General features: G+C 47.3%; 16 protein-coding genes, 6 tRNA genes and 1 riboswitch. Of the genes, 7 read left to right on the top strand and 15 right to left on the bottom strand.

The features are described 5' to 3' along the window. The first annotated feature begins 102 nt into the window (after positions 1-102). Positions 103-1,425, top strand: a complete 1,323-nt coding sequence (locus tag HPL003_RS14290; RefSeq protein WP_014280386.1) for an Nramp family divalent metal transporter — start codon at positions 103-105, stop codon at positions 1,423-1,425. Between the two features lie 97 nt (positions 1,426-1,522). Here the strand turns inward: HPL003_RS14290 and kdpC are convergent, their stop codons facing one another. The 5 genes from kdpC to HPL003_RS14270 form a co-directional block, all read right to left on the bottom strand. After that, complete coding sequence (gene kdpC / locus HPL003_RS14285) at positions 1,523-2,251, bottom strand: potassium-transporting ATPase subunit KdpC (RefSeq protein ID WP_043922701.1); 729 nt, start codon at positions 2,249-2,251, stop codon at positions 1,523-1,525. 57 nt (positions 2,252-2,308) lie between these two features. Continuing rightward, a complete protein-coding gene (gene kdpB / locus HPL003_RS14280; protein ID WP_043922401.1) occupies positions 2,309-4,339 on the bottom strand; it encodes a potassium-transporting ATPase subunit KdpB in 2,031 nt (676 codons plus the stop codon). Between the two features lie 52 nt (positions 4,340-4,391). Further along, complete coding sequence (kdpA, locus tag HPL003_RS14275) at positions 4,392-6,068, bottom strand: potassium-transporting ATPase subunit KdpA (protein ID WP_014280383.1); 1,677 nt, start codon at positions 6,066-6,068, stop codon at positions 4,392-4,394. 150 nt (positions 6,069-6,218) lie between these two features. Then, positions 6,219-6,293, bottom strand: coding sequence for a K(+)-transporting ATPase subunit F (kdpF, locus tag HPL003_RS30525; RefSeq protein WP_420795084.1), 75 nt, complete (start codon positions 6,291-6,293; stop codon positions 6,219-6,221). A 216-nt stretch (positions 6,294-6,509) separates the two neighbouring features. After that, positions 6,510-6,905 carry a hypothetical protein gene (locus HPL003_RS14270; RefSeq protein WP_014280381.1) on the bottom strand — a complete coding sequence of 132 codons (396 nt, stop codon included), beginning with the start codon at positions 6,903-6,905 and terminating at the stop codon, positions 6,510-6,512. A gap of 115 nt (positions 6,906-7,020) precedes the next feature. Next, a riboswitch (cyclic di-AMP (ydaO/yuaA leader) is annotated at positions 7,021-7,196 on the bottom strand. 467 nt (positions 7,197-7,663) lie between these two features. On the opposite strand from HPL003_RS14270, the gene HPL003_RS14260 reads away from it, so the two are divergent. After that, on the top strand, positions 7,664-8,143 hold the full coding sequence (locus HPL003_RS14260; protein ID WP_014280379.1) for a glutathione peroxidase: 480 nt from the start codon (positions 7,664-7,666) through the stop codon (positions 8,141-8,143). Positions 8,144-8,332: 189 nt separating this feature from the next. Here HPL003_RS14260 and HPL003_RS14255 read toward each other — a convergent pair. Continuing rightward, a tRNA-Leu gene (locus HPL003_RS14255) sits at positions 8,333-8,415 on the bottom strand. A 262-nt stretch (positions 8,416-8,677) separates the two neighbouring features. On the opposite strand from HPL003_RS14255, the gene HPL003_RS14250 reads away from it, so the two are divergent. Together HPL003_RS14250 and HPL003_RS14245 are read left to right on the top strand one after the other, a co-directional pair. Then, the gene (locus tag HPL003_RS14250; RefSeq protein ID WP_043922699.1) at positions 8,678-9,367 is read left to right on the top strand and encodes an urease accessory protein UreF; all 690 of its coding nucleotides are present in this window, start codon (positions 8,678-8,680) and stop codon (positions 9,365-9,367) included. Positions 9,368-9,719: 352 nt separating this feature from the next. Then, positions 9,720-9,941, top strand: a complete 222-nt coding sequence (locus HPL003_RS14245; protein WP_014280377.1) for a hypothetical protein — start codon at positions 9,720-9,722, stop codon at positions 9,939-9,941. A 124-nt stretch (positions 9,942-10,065) separates the two neighbouring features. Here HPL003_RS14245 and HPL003_RS14240 read toward each other — a convergent pair whose 3' ends face one another. The 6 genes from HPL003_RS14240 to HPL003_RS14215 form a co-directional block, all read right to left on the bottom strand. Then, the gene (locus tag HPL003_RS14240) at positions 10,066-10,449 is read right to left on the bottom strand and encodes a helix-turn-helix domain-containing protein (RefSeq protein WP_014280376.1); all 384 of its coding nucleotides are present in this window, start codon (positions 10,447-10,449) and stop codon (positions 10,066-10,068) included. A gap of 108 nt (positions 10,450-10,557) precedes the next feature. Then, on the bottom strand, positions 10,558-10,932 hold the full coding sequence (locus HPL003_RS14235) for a helix-turn-helix domain-containing protein (protein WP_014280375.1): 375 nt from the start codon (positions 10,930-10,932) through the stop codon (positions 10,558-10,560). Between the two features lie 185 nt (positions 10,933-11,117). Next, on the bottom strand, positions 11,118-11,573 hold the full coding sequence (locus HPL003_RS14230; protein ID WP_043922399.1) for a MarR family winged helix-turn-helix transcriptional regulator: 456 nt from the start codon (positions 11,571-11,573) through the stop codon (positions 11,118-11,120). A gap of 162 nt (positions 11,574-11,735) precedes the next feature. Then, a tRNA-Leu gene (locus HPL003_RS14225) sits at positions 11,736-11,818 on the bottom strand. 14 nt (positions 11,819-11,832) lie between these two features. After that, positions 11,833-11,908 (bottom strand) — tRNA-Lys (locus HPL003_RS14220). Positions 11,909-11,994: 86 nt separating this feature from the next. Beyond that, positions 11,995-12,066, bottom strand: a tRNA-Glu gene (locus HPL003_RS14215). A 242-nt stretch (positions 12,067-12,308) separates the two neighbouring features. Between HPL003_RS14215 and HPL003_RS14210 the strand changes: the two genes are divergently transcribed. After that, positions 12,309-13,067, top strand: a complete 759-nt coding sequence (locus HPL003_RS14210) for a DeoR/GlpR family DNA-binding transcription regulator (RefSeq protein ID WP_014280373.1) — start codon at positions 12,309-12,311, stop codon at positions 13,065-13,067. A 47-nt stretch (positions 13,068-13,114) separates the two neighbouring features. After that, the gene (locus HPL003_RS14205) at positions 13,115-13,987 is read left to right on the top strand and encodes a Cof-type HAD-IIB family hydrolase (RefSeq protein ID WP_014280372.1); all 873 of its coding nucleotides are present in this window, start codon (positions 13,115-13,117) and stop codon (positions 13,985-13,987) included. 130 nt (positions 13,988-14,117) lie between these two features. Here the strand turns inward: HPL003_RS14205 and HPL003_RS14200 are convergent. The 3 genes from HPL003_RS14200 to HPL003_RS14190 form a co-directional block, all read right to left on the bottom strand. Beyond that, a tRNA-Ser gene (locus HPL003_RS14200) sits at positions 14,118-14,206 on the bottom strand. Position 14,207: 1 nt separating this feature from the next. Continuing rightward, positions 14,208-14,283: transfer RNA gene (locus HPL003_RS14195), tRNA-Asn, on the bottom strand. 44 nt (positions 14,284-14,327) lie between these two features. Next, positions 14,328-14,828: a SprT family protein gene (locus HPL003_RS14190; protein WP_014280371.1), complete on the bottom strand. Its 501-nt coding sequence runs from the start codon at positions 14,826-14,828 to the stop codon at positions 14,328-14,330. Between the two features lie 160 nt (positions 14,829-14,988). On the opposite strand from HPL003_RS14190, the gene cmpA reads away from it, so the two are divergent. Beyond that, complete coding sequence (cmpA, locus tag HPL003_RS28205) at positions 14,989-15,123, top strand: cortex morphogenetic protein CmpA (RefSeq protein ID WP_014280370.1); 135 nt, start codon at positions 14,989-14,991, stop codon at positions 15,121-15,123. The last annotated feature ends 40 nt before the right edge of the window (positions 15,124-15,163 follow it).

Here is a 15,163-nt window from a genome sequence, read left to right as displayed (position 1 = left end):
AAAGTTGTACTAGACAAAAACTATTGTGGGTGTACAATATGGATAAGGCAATCGTTATGTCACTAATAATATATTTCAACATGGATAAAGAAGGTGAAGCGTATGGAAAATACAAAAGGTAACTTGGCGGAAATCGCTTCACTAGCGGAAGTGAATCGTTCCTTGAACGTCCCGAAGGACGGCACGTGGTTTCGGAAATTCCTCGCCTTTGCCGGACCCGGCTATATGGTCGCTGTCGGCTATATGGACCCTGGCAACTGGGCTACAGACATTGCGGGCGGATCGCAATTTGGCTATACACTGCTCAGTGTCATTCTGATCTCTAATCTGATGGCCATCTTGCTGCAGGCCTTATCTGGCAAGCTCGGCATTGCTACAGGTAAAGATTTGGCTCAAATGTGCCGTGAAGCCTACAGTCGTCCGGTCGCGATCGGCTTATGGCTTTTATGCGAAATCGCTATTGCAGCCATGGATTTGGCCGAGGTCATCGGTTCAGCCATTGCACTAAAGCTGCTGTTCGGCATACCACTATTGTACGGTGTCCTGATTACTGCATTCGATGTCATGCTCATTTTATTGCTGCAAAACAAAGGCTTTCGTTCTTTGGAAACACTGGTCATTGTACTGATGGCGACGATTGCCGGCTGCTTTGGCATCAATCTCATTTTGGCCCAGCCGGAATGGGGCGGCGTGTTAGGTGGCTTTGTGCCGGACTCGCAAATTTTGACCAACCCAAGCATGCTGTATATCGCCATCGGTATTATGGGGGCTACCGTGATGCCCCATAACCTGTACCTGCATTCGTCCATCGTACAAACTCGTAAATTCGAGCAGACGTCAGCAGGCAAACGGGAGGCTATCAAATTCGCGACATGGGATTCGAGTATAGCGCTCATGTTCGCCCTGTTTATCAATGCCGCCATTCTGATCGTGGCAGCAGCCGTGTTCCATACAGCAGGAAAAACCGATGTGGCGGAAATCAGCGATGCTTACTATTTGCTGTCGCCATTGCTCGGAACCACACTCGCGAGTATCCTGTTCGGGGTGGCACTGCTCGCTTCCGGTCAGAATTCAACCGTAACCGGTACCTTAGCCGGGCAAATCGTCATGGAGGGCTTTCTCAGCCTGCGTCTCGCGCCTTGGCTGCGCCGTCTCGTGACTCGACTCATCGCTATCATTCCAGCGGTCATCGTCACAGCTATCGCGGGTGAAAAAGGGGCCGAAGAGCTGCTGGTACTAAGTCAGGTTATTCTGTCCATCCAGCTTCCCTTTGCCATCATTCCGTTGCTGATCTTCACCAGCGACAAAAATCGTATGGGTGAGTTTGCGAACAAAACATGGCAAAAAGTTTTAACCTGGATCGTGACCGCCATCATCATTGTTTTGAATGTAGTGCTTATTGTTCAAACCATTTCAGGTCATTGAGAGATAAGCAACACTTTAAAATCAAGAAAAAGGTATCTCACTAGCCAAAATGGCTGCGGGATACCTTTTTTTAAGCACTCTATTCCAACCTCTAAACTTACCGCTTGGCAGGCTGTGCCTGCGTTTGGGCTTCAAGCGCGAGGTTCAGCTTGAGCACATTCACACGTGGCTCACCAAACACTCCGGCACTGCGCCCTTCGGTCTGCTCCTGCACCAGTGCCTTCAGCTTATCCAGCGCAATACCCGTCAAGCCGCTAATACGCGGGATCTGAACCAGTGCCGCCTGCGGCGAGATATGCGGGTCCAGACCGGAGCCGGAGTTCGTAATCAGGTCCACCGGAACCTGACTAATCGGTACATCCGGGTTATTTTTCTGCCAATCCGCTATGGAATCCTTGACCCGCTGTATCAAGGCCGGATTGGACGGTGCGTAGTTACTGGCGCCTGAACCGGCCCCATTATAATCAATGCTCGATACCCGCCCCTGAAAAAATGCCGGATTGGCAAAGGACTGCCCGATCAGCTCAGAGCCGACTACCTGCCCCTCGGCATTACGAAGCATACTGCCATTCGCCTGCTGCGGAAACAATACCTGTGCTACGCCCGTGCTAACCAGCGGATAAGCGAGGCCGCACAGGAGGATCATCAGCACCGAGGTACGCAAGGCTACTCCTACAATGGTGCCTCCCCGCATCTCTTCTCCCTCCGGCCTTCCATTCGGCACAGCCCCCGTCTCTGGACGCTTGTTATTCCCCTGCCCGGCAGACCCGGCTTTTTCGTGCGCAGCAAATCTGCGTCCAGACATCATCCGATAAAAGCCACTCATGTTGCTCACCCTTTCCGCTTCCATTCAGCATCCAAATGCACACCTTCACAAGCTGCGTTAAATCCACAAATGCACCAGCAAATCAATGGCTTTAATGCCGACAAACGGCACCACCATACCGCCCAGACCGTAAATCAGCAAATTCCGTCCCAGCAGGCGATCCGAGCTCATGGGCTTATACTTCACGCCCTTCATGGCCAGCGGGATCAGAAGTGGAATAATAACAGCATTAAAGATCAGTGCCGACAAAATAGCGGACAACGGAGAGCCAAGCCCCATCACGTTCAATGCGCTCATTTGCGGAATCGCCAGCATGAACATCGCCGGAATAATGGCAAAATATTTGGCAACATCGTTCGCGATACTGAATGTCGTCAAAGCACCGCGTGTCATAAGTAACTGCTTGCCGATAGCGACCACCTCAATAATTTTGGACGGATCGGAATCCAGGTCCACCATATTGGCGGCTTCCTTGGCTGCGACCGTGCCACTATTCATGGCAAGCCCAACGTCAGCCTGCGCCAGCGCAGGAGCATCATTCGTACCGTCCCCGGTCATGGCAACCAGCTTGCCCAGCTCCTGCTCACGACGGATAACCGCGATCTTATCCTCCGGCTTGCTTTCAGCCACAAAATCATCCACACCCGCTTCCCGCGCAATCGTCGCGGCAGTCAGCGGATTATCCCCGGTACACATGATCGTACGGATACCCATTTCCCGGAGCTGATCGAACCGCTCCTTCATGCCCGGCTTCACCGTGTCCTTCAAATAAATAATGCCATACATCTGATCATCCAGCGCGACAGCCAGCGGCGTACCTCCTTCAGAGGCCACCTGATTCGCTTTTTCCTCCAGATCGGCTGGAATGCTACCATTTTGCGATAGTACCCACTGCCGGACAGAGTCCACCGCGCCCTTACGTACCTTTCGTCCATCGGCCAGATCCAGACCACTCATCCGGGTTTCCGCCTTGAACTCGATAAAGGCCCCTCCTGCTGCCAAGGATTCATCCAGTGTGTACTCCTGCTTGCGCATCAACTCCAGAACGGAGCGCCCCTCGGGCGTCTCATCCTTCATCGAGCTCATCGCAGCCCACTTTACTAACTCCGTCTCCTCTACGCCCCCTACAGGCACGAATTGGCTCGCCATCCGGTTACCGAAGGTAATTGTACCCGTTTTGTCCAGAATCATTGTATTGATGTCCCCGGATGCTTCTACCGCCTTACCTGACATCGCCAGCACGTTAAATTGGGTGACCCGGTCCATACCGGCAATCCCGATGGCTGACAGCAGTCCTCCAATCGTCGTCGGAATCAGACAGACCAGTAACGAGATAAGCACGGGAACAGGCAGATCGATGTTAAAATGACGAGCAATCGGTGCCAGTGTCACCACCACGATTAGAAAAATAATCGTTAAGCTGATCAGCAGGGTATTCAGCGCAATTTCGTTCGGCGTCTTTTGCCGCTGTGCGCCCTCCACGAGCGAAATCATTTTATCAATGAACGTCTCGCCCGGTTCTGTTGTAATCCGCACCTTTATCCGGTCACTGACCACACGCGTCCCGCCGGTTACCGAGCAAAAATCACCACCCGATTCCTTGATCACCGGGGCCGATTCTCCCGTAATCGCCGATTCATCCACTGAGGCAAGACCCTCAATAACCTCACCATCGCTCGGAATCATCTCGCCCTGGGACACCATCACAATGTCACCTTTGCGCAGCTCGGTCGAGCTGACCACCTGAATCTCATTCCCGACAAGCTTGTTTGCTTGTGTATCCTGCTTGGATTTTTTCAAAGAGGCAGCCTGCGCCTTACCCCGTCCCTCCGCGAGCGCTTCGGCAAAGTTAGCAAAGAGCAACGTGAACAACAGGATCATAAAAACCGCCAGATTAAAACCCATTTCGTTGCCAGTTCCAAAATAACCGGGAAACAGCAGCATCAGCAGCACGACCAATGTGCCGATTTCCACGACGAACATGACAGGATTTTTCATCATGATCATCGGATTTAATTTCATAAAGCTATCCTTGATCGCATGCTTCAAGATGCTTTTATCCAGCATGCGTTTGCGTTGTTCCTTCATGATCAAGCACCCCGTTCATCCATTCTCGATTTCTTCTTCATGTTCATCTTCTTCACATGGTCAAAAATTCAGCCACAGGCCCCAATACGATTACGGGCAAAAAGGTCAACGCACCAATCAGCAGCACAACCCCGATCAGAATCGCCCCAAACAGCTTGTTGTCCGTACGAAGTGTGCCCGTCGTCACTGGAGTCGGTGCTTTGGCATTCAACGAAGCCGCTACAGCTAACAGTGCAACAATCGATATATATCGTCCGAAGAACATAACGACACCCGTTGTCGTGTTCCAGAATACGTTGTTATCCGCAAGTCCCTCAAATCCCGAACCGTTATTAGCCGCAGATGACGCATATTCATATAACACCTGAGTCAACCCGTGATATCCGGGGTTTGTGACCGCATCGTACCCCCAATGACTCATAAAAGCGAGCGCAGTCGGCACCAAAATGAGAAACGGATGCACCAAAATGGCAATCGCGATCAGCTTCATTTCCTTGCCTTCAATCTTCCTGCCCATAAATTCCGGGGTCCTGCCGACCATCAATCCACATATAAATACACCCAGAATCGCATACATCAGCATATTCATCAGCCCGACACCCTTACCGCCGAAAATGACGTTCAGCATCATTTCACCCAAAGCAGCCATACCACCCAATGGAGTCAGTGTATCGTGCATGTTATTGACCGAACCTGTCGTAGCCGCCGTCGTTACCGCCGTGAACAACGCCGATTGTCCGATGCCGAAGCGGACCTCTTTCCCTTCCATGCTTCCCTGAGAAGCATCCACACCCAGTGCCTGAATCAGCGGATTACCCGTTTTCTCTGACACGTACGTAATAGATAGGAATACGAGAAACAGTACCATCATGGAGCTAAAAATAATCCAGCCCTGTTTGCGATTACGAGCGAACAGCCCAAAGGTATACGGCAGCGAAGCTGGCATCACCCACATCGCCAAAATTTCCAGCACATTCGTCCAGGGACTTGGATTTTCAAAAGGATGCGCCGAGTTGGCCCCATTGAAACCGCCCCCGTTCGTACCCAAATGCTTGATCGATTCCATCGAAGCAACGGGTCCCAAGGCAATCTGCTGCTGTGTTCCGCTCAGCGTCGTAATATCCGCCGTAGGCTGAAGCGTCTGCGGTACTTTCAGTCCGACCAGCACCAGCGTAAGCACAAAGGCCAACGGAAGAAAAATCCGTATAATTGCTTTGATAAAATCCTGAAAAAAATTGCCCATTCCTTCACCGCGCCGCGTCAATCCTCTCATAAAAGCCGCAGCAACCGCAAAACCGGAAGCAGCCGAAGTAAACATCATCATCGTAACGAACGCCATCTGCGTCAGATACGTAAGTCCACTTTCTCCGCTGTAATGCTGGAGATTCGTATTGGTCATAAAGCTGATCACTGTATTAAAAGCCAGTGACGCTTCCATATTGCCATTCCCAGCCGGATTACCGGGGAGCAGTCCCTGCAAGCGCAGCAGCACATAGCTGATCGCCACAAGCACGACATTCGTAGCGATAAAACTCATCACATACGTGGTCCAACGCATGCTCTCCAGCTTTTTCAATCCTATAACCTTATAAATCAGCTTCTCCGTCCCGCCAAACACTCGGTCCGTCCGATTCGGTTCATTTGAGAATACATGATATATATAGGTGCCCACTGGTTTCACCAAGAGCAGCAATATCACAATCACAATTCCAATTTGCAGCAGCTCCATCATCTATTCCCTCCTCCAAAATGCTCCTGCGTTTGGAACAACAGACTGGTTCATAGCACCAGGCGAGTGCACACGTTTGCGAAAGCCCGCTGCCTCTGATGCTTCATCCGTGATCTGCTGTCCCCCGCCCGCTTTATCCTGTGTAGCTGATTAGAACTTTTCAGGATTCAGGAGTGCGTAGATTAAATACACAAACACAATAGCCGTAAGCGCAAGCACAACCATCATCCTTTTCGCCCTCCTTTGGAGGTCTGCGCATCACACCAGCGTACAAACAGCAGTATCACTCCATAACTCGCAGCCATCACGAGCAGCATGTATATATCCATCATGTTCATACCCTCCCGTATCGGTCCTCAGATCGTCATTCTTACACCCTCGTAAAATCCAACATACAATTCATTCGAAAATTTTAATTTATATTAGCCATATCGTAAGCGACTATCCGTTCAGCAGGAAACCCACCTCTCCATTCAAAGTGTAGATCACATGGTCCGCTCCCAAACCTCGATAAATCCCTTGAGGATTACAGCCGTGCGTAATGACATAGATCGAATCTGATGTCAGTGGCCTGCATATTTGCAAGAAACGGCACGTCAGATTCAAGCTGTTCTCGAACAAATACACGCAGCCAATTTCTTTTTTGGGAAAATTCCATTTCCCTGCTTGCATCGTATTGATGCGCACAACATGCTCCACACCCATTTTTTTGAGCTGTCGTTCCTCCTGAGCGCTATTCGTCAGAACCGCAAACGCCAGTTTTTTGAACATAAGCAATTTCACAAAATTTCTGCCCGATTCATTCGGTGCAGTGACAATGATTAGCCGACCTTCCATCAGTAGCTCCTCTCCTGGTATAAAAAGACAACAAAAAGAAGCCAAAGGAAAAAGGCTTTCCTCCGGCTTCTTACGTAACCATGATAAAATAAACCATGGCTGCACACGGCGGTTTGTTGCCTCTCCCTGTACGCTTACGAGGTTAGCTGTCGGATTCGGACGTGAGAGTCGCCCTATTTCTGGCACCTGGCCAGAAAATTCACCCCATGAGATACACGTCGCTCTAAAAGCCGCATAGATCTCGTTTGGTTCCCCCGCTTTTGCAACTGCAAAATTCAGCGCTATAGACAATTCGTTGCTGCTTCATTCACTTCATTTGAAATTACGTCTTGAATCATACACCCGCGCAAGGAACACTGTAAAGCTCACCTGCGGGGTTATAAATCGGTCTTTGGAGCATAAAGGATTAATAATAGCGCTTACAATATGAATATCCTTCTCCCAGCTCCTCCAATCTCGGTTTTTCATCCCTTTTCGAAAATGGCGGGGCATGTCAATATTGGCGTATGGAGAGCATTTTTTGTCCTTTTTTTGTAAAAGAGAAAGGAAAAGTGCTGTATGTACCTGATAAACGCCGATTGAGCCTTTTTTTACCATGAGAAACACCGTAATTCCCCTCATTTGCAGTGCCATTTGCCGTTTTGGACAAAATACGATTTTACAGCAGCAGACGGCGCATTACATCTATTTATAGACTTGCAACCCTTCATTAAATTGTTTACAATTTAATTGCAGAATATCAAATTAGGAGGAAAACTATGACCGTTTATGAATATGATGCACAAACCCTGCAAGGGAAAGAAATTCCGTTGTCCACATATGAAGGAAAAGTTCTGCTGATTGTGAATACAGCCAGCAAATGCGGGCTAACTCCCCAGTATAAGGCGCTACAAGAACTATATGAACAATACCATGAGCAGGGTCTTGAAATCTTGGGGTTTCCCAGCAACCAGTTTGCCAAGCAAGAGCCGGGTTCCAGCGAGGACATTTCGGAGTTTTGCCAGATCAACTATGGAGTTACATTTCCGATGTTTTCCAAAATAGATGTCAATGGCGATCAGGCGCACCCTTTATTCCGCTACCTCACCCAAACAGCTCCGGGCGTATTAGGCTCCAAAGCGATCAAATGGAATTTTACTAAATTTTTAATTACGCGCGAAGGGAACGTATTTAAGCGCTATGCCCCACAGACAACTCCGGATAAACTGGCGGGGGATATTGAGAAGCTCTTGCAGTAAAGCTAGACAGGCCACTTCATCCCTGTTCACAAGCAGCCAACCCCAGCGGCTGCTCCTGCTGTCAGGAAAAAAGGGACTCCTATTCCGTTCCCAATGTACATTTTTTTAGTTCAGCTTATATAACAAAAAAGCATCCAATCACGTCAAAAACGTGTCAGGATGCTTTTTTTAACTGTGTCTTGCATGTAATGCGGTCGAGAGGACTCGAACCTCCACGGGCGTACGCCCACTACCCCCTCAAGATAGCGTGTCTGCCATTCCACCACGACCGCGAATTCTAATGTTTTGAGGCAACAGATTTATTATACTCCCTTGTATTCTATTTGTAAACATAAATACAATAATTATTTTTAAAGTCAAATAAACTAACATATAAAAGCTATAAAAATATTTAATTTGACACATTAGCACTTTGAATGTAAATATATATTACATAATATCTCTAAATTTTCTCCAAATCCGTTTTCAAGTCATTAAATATAACATAAACATTCTACTCCAAGGAGGCGAACCGCATTGCACAAAGGCAATCGTTTGCTGAACTACGCATTGCTGTTGGACCCTTCCCTGCCTGTCGGTGGCTTCACTCGTTCCTACGGGCTGGAGGAGCTGTTTCGCAATGGCCGCTTAACCTGTTTACAAGACCTGGAACACTATGCACGCACTGATCTGCATCCTCAGTTCACATCCCTCGATGGCATGGCTATCAAAAGCCTTTATATCGCTATTCAGCAAAATGATGGTTGGCGTATCGCCCTCATCGATAAAATGCTGCACGCCCAGCGTTCTTCCCTCCAGCATGTGAAAGAGTCCCGCCTATCCGGCCAACGCCTGCTTAAGCTCGCCAAAGCCTTGTACCCTTGGCTTGAATTCGACCAACTCGAAGCTACACTCATCCAATATAATGCGATTGGTACACTTGCAACCGTTCATAGTTGGATAAACGTTTCCCTTGGAAATGATGTAGAGCAGACCATTCACGGCTACCTTGCCGCGGCAGTGTCCTTCTGTGTCGAAGATGCTTCCAAGCTGCTTAATCCCCCTTATGAGGAAAAGAATCCTGTTATTCAGCGAATGACCAACGAGCTTCTAGCCGCATGGAAACAATTCAACGCCCCAGAGTCTGAACCAACCGCATTTCAGCGCGGCCTTCTGCACAGGCATTGGTCCAGCTCTTACATTGCTCAGCCACCCTATATGAGCAGCAACCACCAGCGCGGATGAAATTCACTAATTCCTTCGTCCGGCCCGATTATACGCCTCCAGCATCCCCCTGATGCCTGTTTTCACCATTCCAGCACCAATGACAAAAGCACTCCACCACTTTTTCCAGTGGCAGAGTGCTTTTTTTATCCAGAGTACAACCGCAATTTAACACAATTAACAGGCTCCAGATGGATTATTCAGACCATTCATCACTTAATTAAGTGATTTTTTTATCCGAATTACGTATTTTAGATTGTAAAAAAACGTATAAACGTGTATCATGGTTTCAGATGGTTAATTCTAACATGTTTACTGATGATTATTATAACACACCAATTATTCCGCAAGAATCCGTAAGGGGCGATTTCACTTGAACAACAAAATGCCTGTCACCTCCTTCGGGTGGGCCATCAAACAAAGGCTTGTCGAACTTCGGCTGGATCAGAAAACATTTTGTGAGACGCATAACATCCCGCCTTCACGCTTGTCCAATCTGATTCACGGCACCCGCAAAGCACAAAGGTACAGAAAACAAGTTGCTGTAATCCTCAACATCGACGATAACGATTATAAGGAGGCGCCACCACTCTGAAACCAACGATGTGAGCGTCTCAGTATACGGCACGCTACAACATCGACAACCCAAATAAACTCGTCAATCGAACCCGCCGGTCCGTTTTACGGGTTTTCAACCTGAGTGATCTTTAGCGAGAAGATCATTCAGGCTGTGTTTTATCATTCTCACCTTTTTGCTTACGATATTTCGCAAATTCCACATATTCTAATATGAAATTCTGTTCTTCTGTATCCAGATCCTCTGCCTGGCAATTCAATGGCCCCATCACTCCAAAAAAATAAGCAGCCTTCTGCTCCTGAAGTACGCCCTCACCCGGCTTGACTCCTTTCATTAACCAATCCAGCGACACATTAAAAAAGTCCGAAATCTGGATTAAATGCATCGTTCCCGGCGTTGTTTTGCCTCTTCTCCAGTCTCCAAGATTCCCCGAGCTGATTTTGAGCTTTTCACAAAACGCCTTCTTCGTCATTCCCCGATCCTTAATCAAGGCTTCAATGCGCTGATAAATCGTTTGGTCTCCCAAAATTATCCCCTCCGACACCCTAACTTTTTCTTGAACTATTCCCAAAATTCCAACCATCATTGCAACAATACTTATTCGGTAATCATTACTTTAATATTCCGCACCCAATTATTCCGTCGTTGAACCTTCCTGCTTTTTCTCTTTACGAAAGCGGGTAAATTCAATATACTCAAGTATAAAACCCTTTTCCACCTCACTAAGTGATTCCCCTTGGCAATCCAGTTGCCCTGAAGCTCCAAAAAAATAAGGGTCTCTCGACTCCCTCAGCGCCTCACCCTGCACATCGCGCCCCAACATGATCCAATCCAGACTGGCATTAAAAAACGAAGCGATTTCAATGAGTTTATTCGTGCCTGGCGTCGTTTTTCCTCTTTTCCAGTCCCCAAAGTTCCCCGTACTAATACCCAACTGCTCGCAGAACGCTTTTTTTGTCATTCCACGTTCCTTGATAAGCTCTTCAATACGTTGGTAAATAGATTGCATAGAAGTTCCTTCCTCCCCAGCAGACTCTCAAATAACGATATCATGTCCCCTGTTCCCATTTCAAAGATCACGTGTGCCAAAATTGCCGAATTATGTATGTTGACTTTCATTATACCACAATATGCAACAAAAACCGCCTATTTTCCGAAGAAAATGGCGGCCCTCAGTCAGCTCGTGTACACCAATTACACAGTATAGTTGTCGATTTTAAGTAAAATCTGCTTCAATTCATTCAAAGTTTCACCCAAGTGCAATAAATCTTCTTCTGGCAGAAGCACCAGTCTCTCTTGAATTTTATTGGAAAAGTTATGAAATACCTGTTCACAAAAAGCATCGCCTTCTTCTGTAATTGCCACGTTCACGACTCTGCGATCCGAATCACACGACTGGCGGTCAGCCAATCCATGCTCCACCAGCTTGTCCAGAAGAGGAGTCATGTTTGGACGTGAGACATTAAGTAGTTTGGACAAATCAGATACCGTAGACAAGCGCACTTCACGCAGCAACAGTAATGCCTGAAAGTTATTAGGCGACAAATGTAATGGGAAATCGAGCGGACCGTAGGCTAAAAATTTCTTCTTCACCATCGGAAACAAGCCCAAAATATTTTCTGATATATTCCCTAACAGTTGAGTGTCCATATTTTTCACCATCACTTCATCAGTTTATACTTATCATTCTATAACATTATGGCTTTATATTATACTATGGAATCATTATTTCTTCATAATAATTACTTTATTACATTACTGCATAAACAAAAAAAGCCTCTACTACGAGAGACTTTTCTGTTTATTCCATGATGCGGTCGAGAGGACTCGAACCTCCACGAGCATACGCTCACTACCCCCTCAAGATAGCGTGTCTGCCATTCCACCACGACCGCATAATAAATATAAATGGTGAGCCATGAAGGACTCGAACCTTCGACACCCTGATTAAAAGTCAGGTGCTCTACCAACTGAGCTAATGGCTCATGCTGTTCATCCAAGTTGTCCGCCACCAGACCAGACCTCAGTAGTTTCCCTTAAGCATGTACAATGTAGTCCATAAAGACAACAATGACCCGTAGGGGAATCGAACCCCTGTTACCTCCGTGAAAGGGAGGTGTCTTAACCGCTTGACCAACGGGCCGCATTTTTATACGCCAACTTGGCGACAAGTAAGAGTATATCAAATAGAAGAATGAATGGCAATACTTATTTTTAAAATTTCAAAATAAGTATTTTACCGAGAAAAAACGCACTTTCACTTATGTAAATTCACTTATTTCACGTTATTAGAAGCAGAAAAAGAGATTATATTGCAAAATAACTTAACTTTACTTATAATCACTTACATAATACCAAATTCATTTTGAACACAAGGAGCATTTTATGTATCAAGAAGAACGGATGCTAAAAATTGTGGACTACCTACAGCTTCACAAGCGTATTTCGGTGGATGATATTTGCGAATTTTTTAATGTATCAAGAGATACCGCCCGCCGAGATCTGGTAAAGCTAGAGGAGCACCAGAAAATTATTCGAACCCGTGGCGGTGCCCTTCTGCCTACACTGGATCACGAATTAACCAGAAACTATAAAGAGAGACTGCTCACAGTATCCGCAGAAAAGCAAGTTATCGGACAAATAGCTGCCAATATGGTCCGTGACGGGGATCGCATCATTCTCGATTCCTCCACCACTGTACAGGCATGTGCCGAAAGACTCCATGTACCGGAGTGCTCGGTCATTACCAATTCGATCAATCAGGCTGATGTTCTTTCCGAAAAGGAGGGCGTTTCCATTCATTTGCTCGGCGGACACTTGCAAAAGGAGCACCGTTTTGTTTACGGTTCTTCTGCCATCGCTACCCTGTCCCGCTATTTTGTAGATAAAGCTTTTGTGGGGATCGGGGGCATCTCTCTCCATGGACTGAGCATTAATCATGAAGAGGACGGTATGCTCAAACACCAAATGATGAAACAAGCCGACCAAGTGATCATTCTTGCCGACCATTCCAAATTCGGCAAAAACCTTCCTTACCGCTTTGCCGATTTATCCGAGGTTGATATCGTTATCACCGACCGTTTACCAGACCCGGCCATGCTGGATGTTTTTCGCCGTCATGATGTTGAAGTTATTGTCCCCTAAAGGAAGAAGTAACACGAGACATAGAGAAGAAGACAGGAGATGGAGAAATGAAACTGTTTGCGATTGATTTGGATGGAACGCTGCTAAACGAGGAAGGAAAAATAAGCAAGGTGAACGCGGACGCAATCCGTAAGGCACAGCAGCAAGATGTTCAGGTGACCATTGCCACGGGCAGAGCCGCTTATGATGCCTGGATCAAGCTGGAGGAAGCAGGACTTGTCACTCCTGTCATCGGGGCAAACGGCGCGACCGTACACGATGCACAGCGTCGCCATCTAACCTCTACGCCTATGGATCGGAATGAAACGTTTGAAGTGCTGAGCTGGCTGCGCGAAAACGATTTTTATTATGAGATCATGACAGACCGCGCTATTTATTCTCCACAAAACGGACATCAGCTACTGGCTGTTGAAATGGATCGCCTGTTAAGCGCTAATCCGGATATTTCACTAAATACTTTGTTACATGCAGCCGAAAAACAATATGAACAGACCGGGCATACCCGTATCCCCTCGTTTGAAGACATTCCGCTGGATGTAGAGATTTATAACGTGCTGTGTTTCTCCTTTGATCAAGCCAAGCTGAGCCGGGGGCGGGAGCGTTACCGGGATTACCCTGGCTTGAATATGGTCATTTCCTCAGACCGTAACTTCGAAGTCGAGCATAAGGATGCTTCCAAAGGAAACGCACTACGTTATCTGGCAGATTATCTGAGTATTCCCATGGAGGAAGCCGCAGCGGTAGGAGACAGCTATAACGATATTTCCATGCTAACAATGGTAGGTAAGGGCATCGCTATGGGCAATGCAAATGACGACATTAAGGCCGTCTGCTCTGAAGTTACCCTGACCAATGTAGAGAATGGCGTAGCTCATACTCTTCTAAATATACTGGATCAACTTCCGAAGCCAACCTTGTAGACTAAAAATTCACATGCTGTACCACTTTTCAGATCATCATTATTTTCAGAATCGAATATAGACAGAAAAAGAACGCTCGTAAGCATCATCCGATGCATACAAGCGTCCTTTTTCTGATTTAAAAAACCAACGGAGAGAGAGGGATTCGAACCCTCGCACCGCTTTCGCAGCCTAACCCCTTAGCAGAGGGTCCCCTTATAGCCACTTGGGTACCTCTCCATGGCTCCCCGAACAGGACTCGAACCTGTGACAACTCGATTAACAGTCGAGTGCTCTACCAACTGAGCTATCAGGGAACATTGCTGTAAATGTTCATACAGTATATTTAATTTACCATGATTCAGGGGGTGCCGTCAAGTGCCAGCAGACGAAGTTTACCTCCGCATTTGCCGCAGCGGTAACGCTGGGGATTCATTTTACGCTTCCGTAAGTATTCCTGACTACATGAGGCGCACACCAACTTGTAGCGATAGGGCTGCGGCTTCCGTTCTGCTCTCCCCGGCAGAGTTTGGCAATGCCTGCTCCCTCCTACACGGGCCAACCATGCTTTGAAATCCGCATCTCGGTGCTGATAGCCCATCCCGCGCAAATGCAAATGATAATGGCACAGTTCATGCTTAATAATTTTTTCCACCTCGGGCCGCCCGTAGGCTGCAAGCTGATGCGGATTAATTTCAATATGATGGCTTTTCATAAAATATCGACCGCCTGTGGAAGACAGACGCGAATTAAAGGTGGCACGATGGTGAAACGGTACGCCAAAACTCTCCATTGAAATGTGCTCTACCCATTCCTGAAGCTCTTCATCGCTCATGGAATTGCTTATGGACTTGGACTCCATCCTTACCCAATCCCCTCCTTTGCTCCATATTGCCAAGCATATTACAAAATAACGTCCAAAGTCTAACTCTCAATTCACAAGCCATCCAATTCATAAGCACACTTTAGGCACCCACCCCATATGCTAAACATACAGATGTAACACAGAGGAGGAGATTGGCTTGCCTCAATGGCTCAGCAACCAGCTTATGCGGGCCTTTTACAAAAAGGACCGGCGCCAGATCAAACTGTTGAATGACTGTTGGTTTTTTTATCATAAAGCACCGGGCGTAGAGTTTGATGTCAACAATGGGTAGATGTTCAGGGCAGTAAAATATGAAAGCCGGAGTCTCCGAA

Origin of the sequence: Paenibacillus terrae HPL-003, from assembly GCF_000235585.1 — a bacterium.
Classification (GTDB): Bacteria; Bacillota; Bacilli; order Paenibacillales; family Paenibacillaceae; genus Paenibacillus; species Paenibacillus terrae_B.
This window is presented reverse-complemented; position numbering and strand designations above follow the sequence as displayed.

What these genes read in the sequence shown, in the direction of transcription:
- HPL003_RS14290 (WP_014280386.1), top strand. Translation starts at nt 103, where the DNA reads ATGGAAAATACAAAAGGTAACTTGGCGGAAATCGCTTCACTAGCGGAA.
- kdpC (WP_043922701.1), bottom strand. Translation starts at nt 2,251, where the DNA reads ATGAGTGGCTTTTATCGGATGATGTCTGGACGCAGATTTGCTGCGCAC.
- kdpB (WP_043922401.1), bottom strand. Translation starts at nt 4,339, where the DNA reads ATGAAGGAACAACGCAAACGCATGCTGGATAAAAGCATCTTGAAGCAT.
- kdpA (WP_014280383.1), bottom strand. Translation starts at nt 6,068, where the DNA reads ATGGAGCTGCTGCAAATTGGAATTGTGATTGTGATATTGCTGCTCTTG.
- HPL003_RS14270 (WP_014280381.1), bottom strand. Translation starts at nt 6,905, where the DNA reads ATGGAAGGTCGGCTAATCATTGTCACTGCACCGAATGAATCGGGCAGA.
- HPL003_RS14260 (WP_014280379.1), top strand. Translation starts at nt 7,664, where the DNA reads ATGACCGTTTATGAATATGATGCACAAACCCTGCAAGGGAAAGAAATT.
- HPL003_RS14235 (WP_014280375.1), bottom strand. Translation starts at nt 10,932, where the DNA reads ATGCAATCTATTTACCAACGTATTGAAGAGCTTATCAAGGAACGTGGA.
- HPL003_RS14230 (WP_043922399.1), bottom strand. Translation starts at nt 11,573, where the DNA reads ATGGACACTCAACTGTTAGGGAATATATCAGAAAATATTTTGGGCTTG.
- HPL003_RS14210 (WP_014280373.1), top strand. Translation starts at nt 12,309, where the DNA reads ATGTATCAAGAAGAACGGATGCTAAAAATTGTGGACTACCTACAGCTT.
- HPL003_RS14205 (WP_014280372.1), top strand. Translation starts at nt 13,115, where the DNA reads ATGAAACTGTTTGCGATTGATTTGGATGGAACGCTGCTAAACGAGGAA.
- HPL003_RS14190 (WP_014280371.1), bottom strand. Translation starts at nt 14,828, where the DNA reads ATGGAGTCCAAGTCCATAAGCAATTCCATGAGCGATGAAGAGCTTCAG.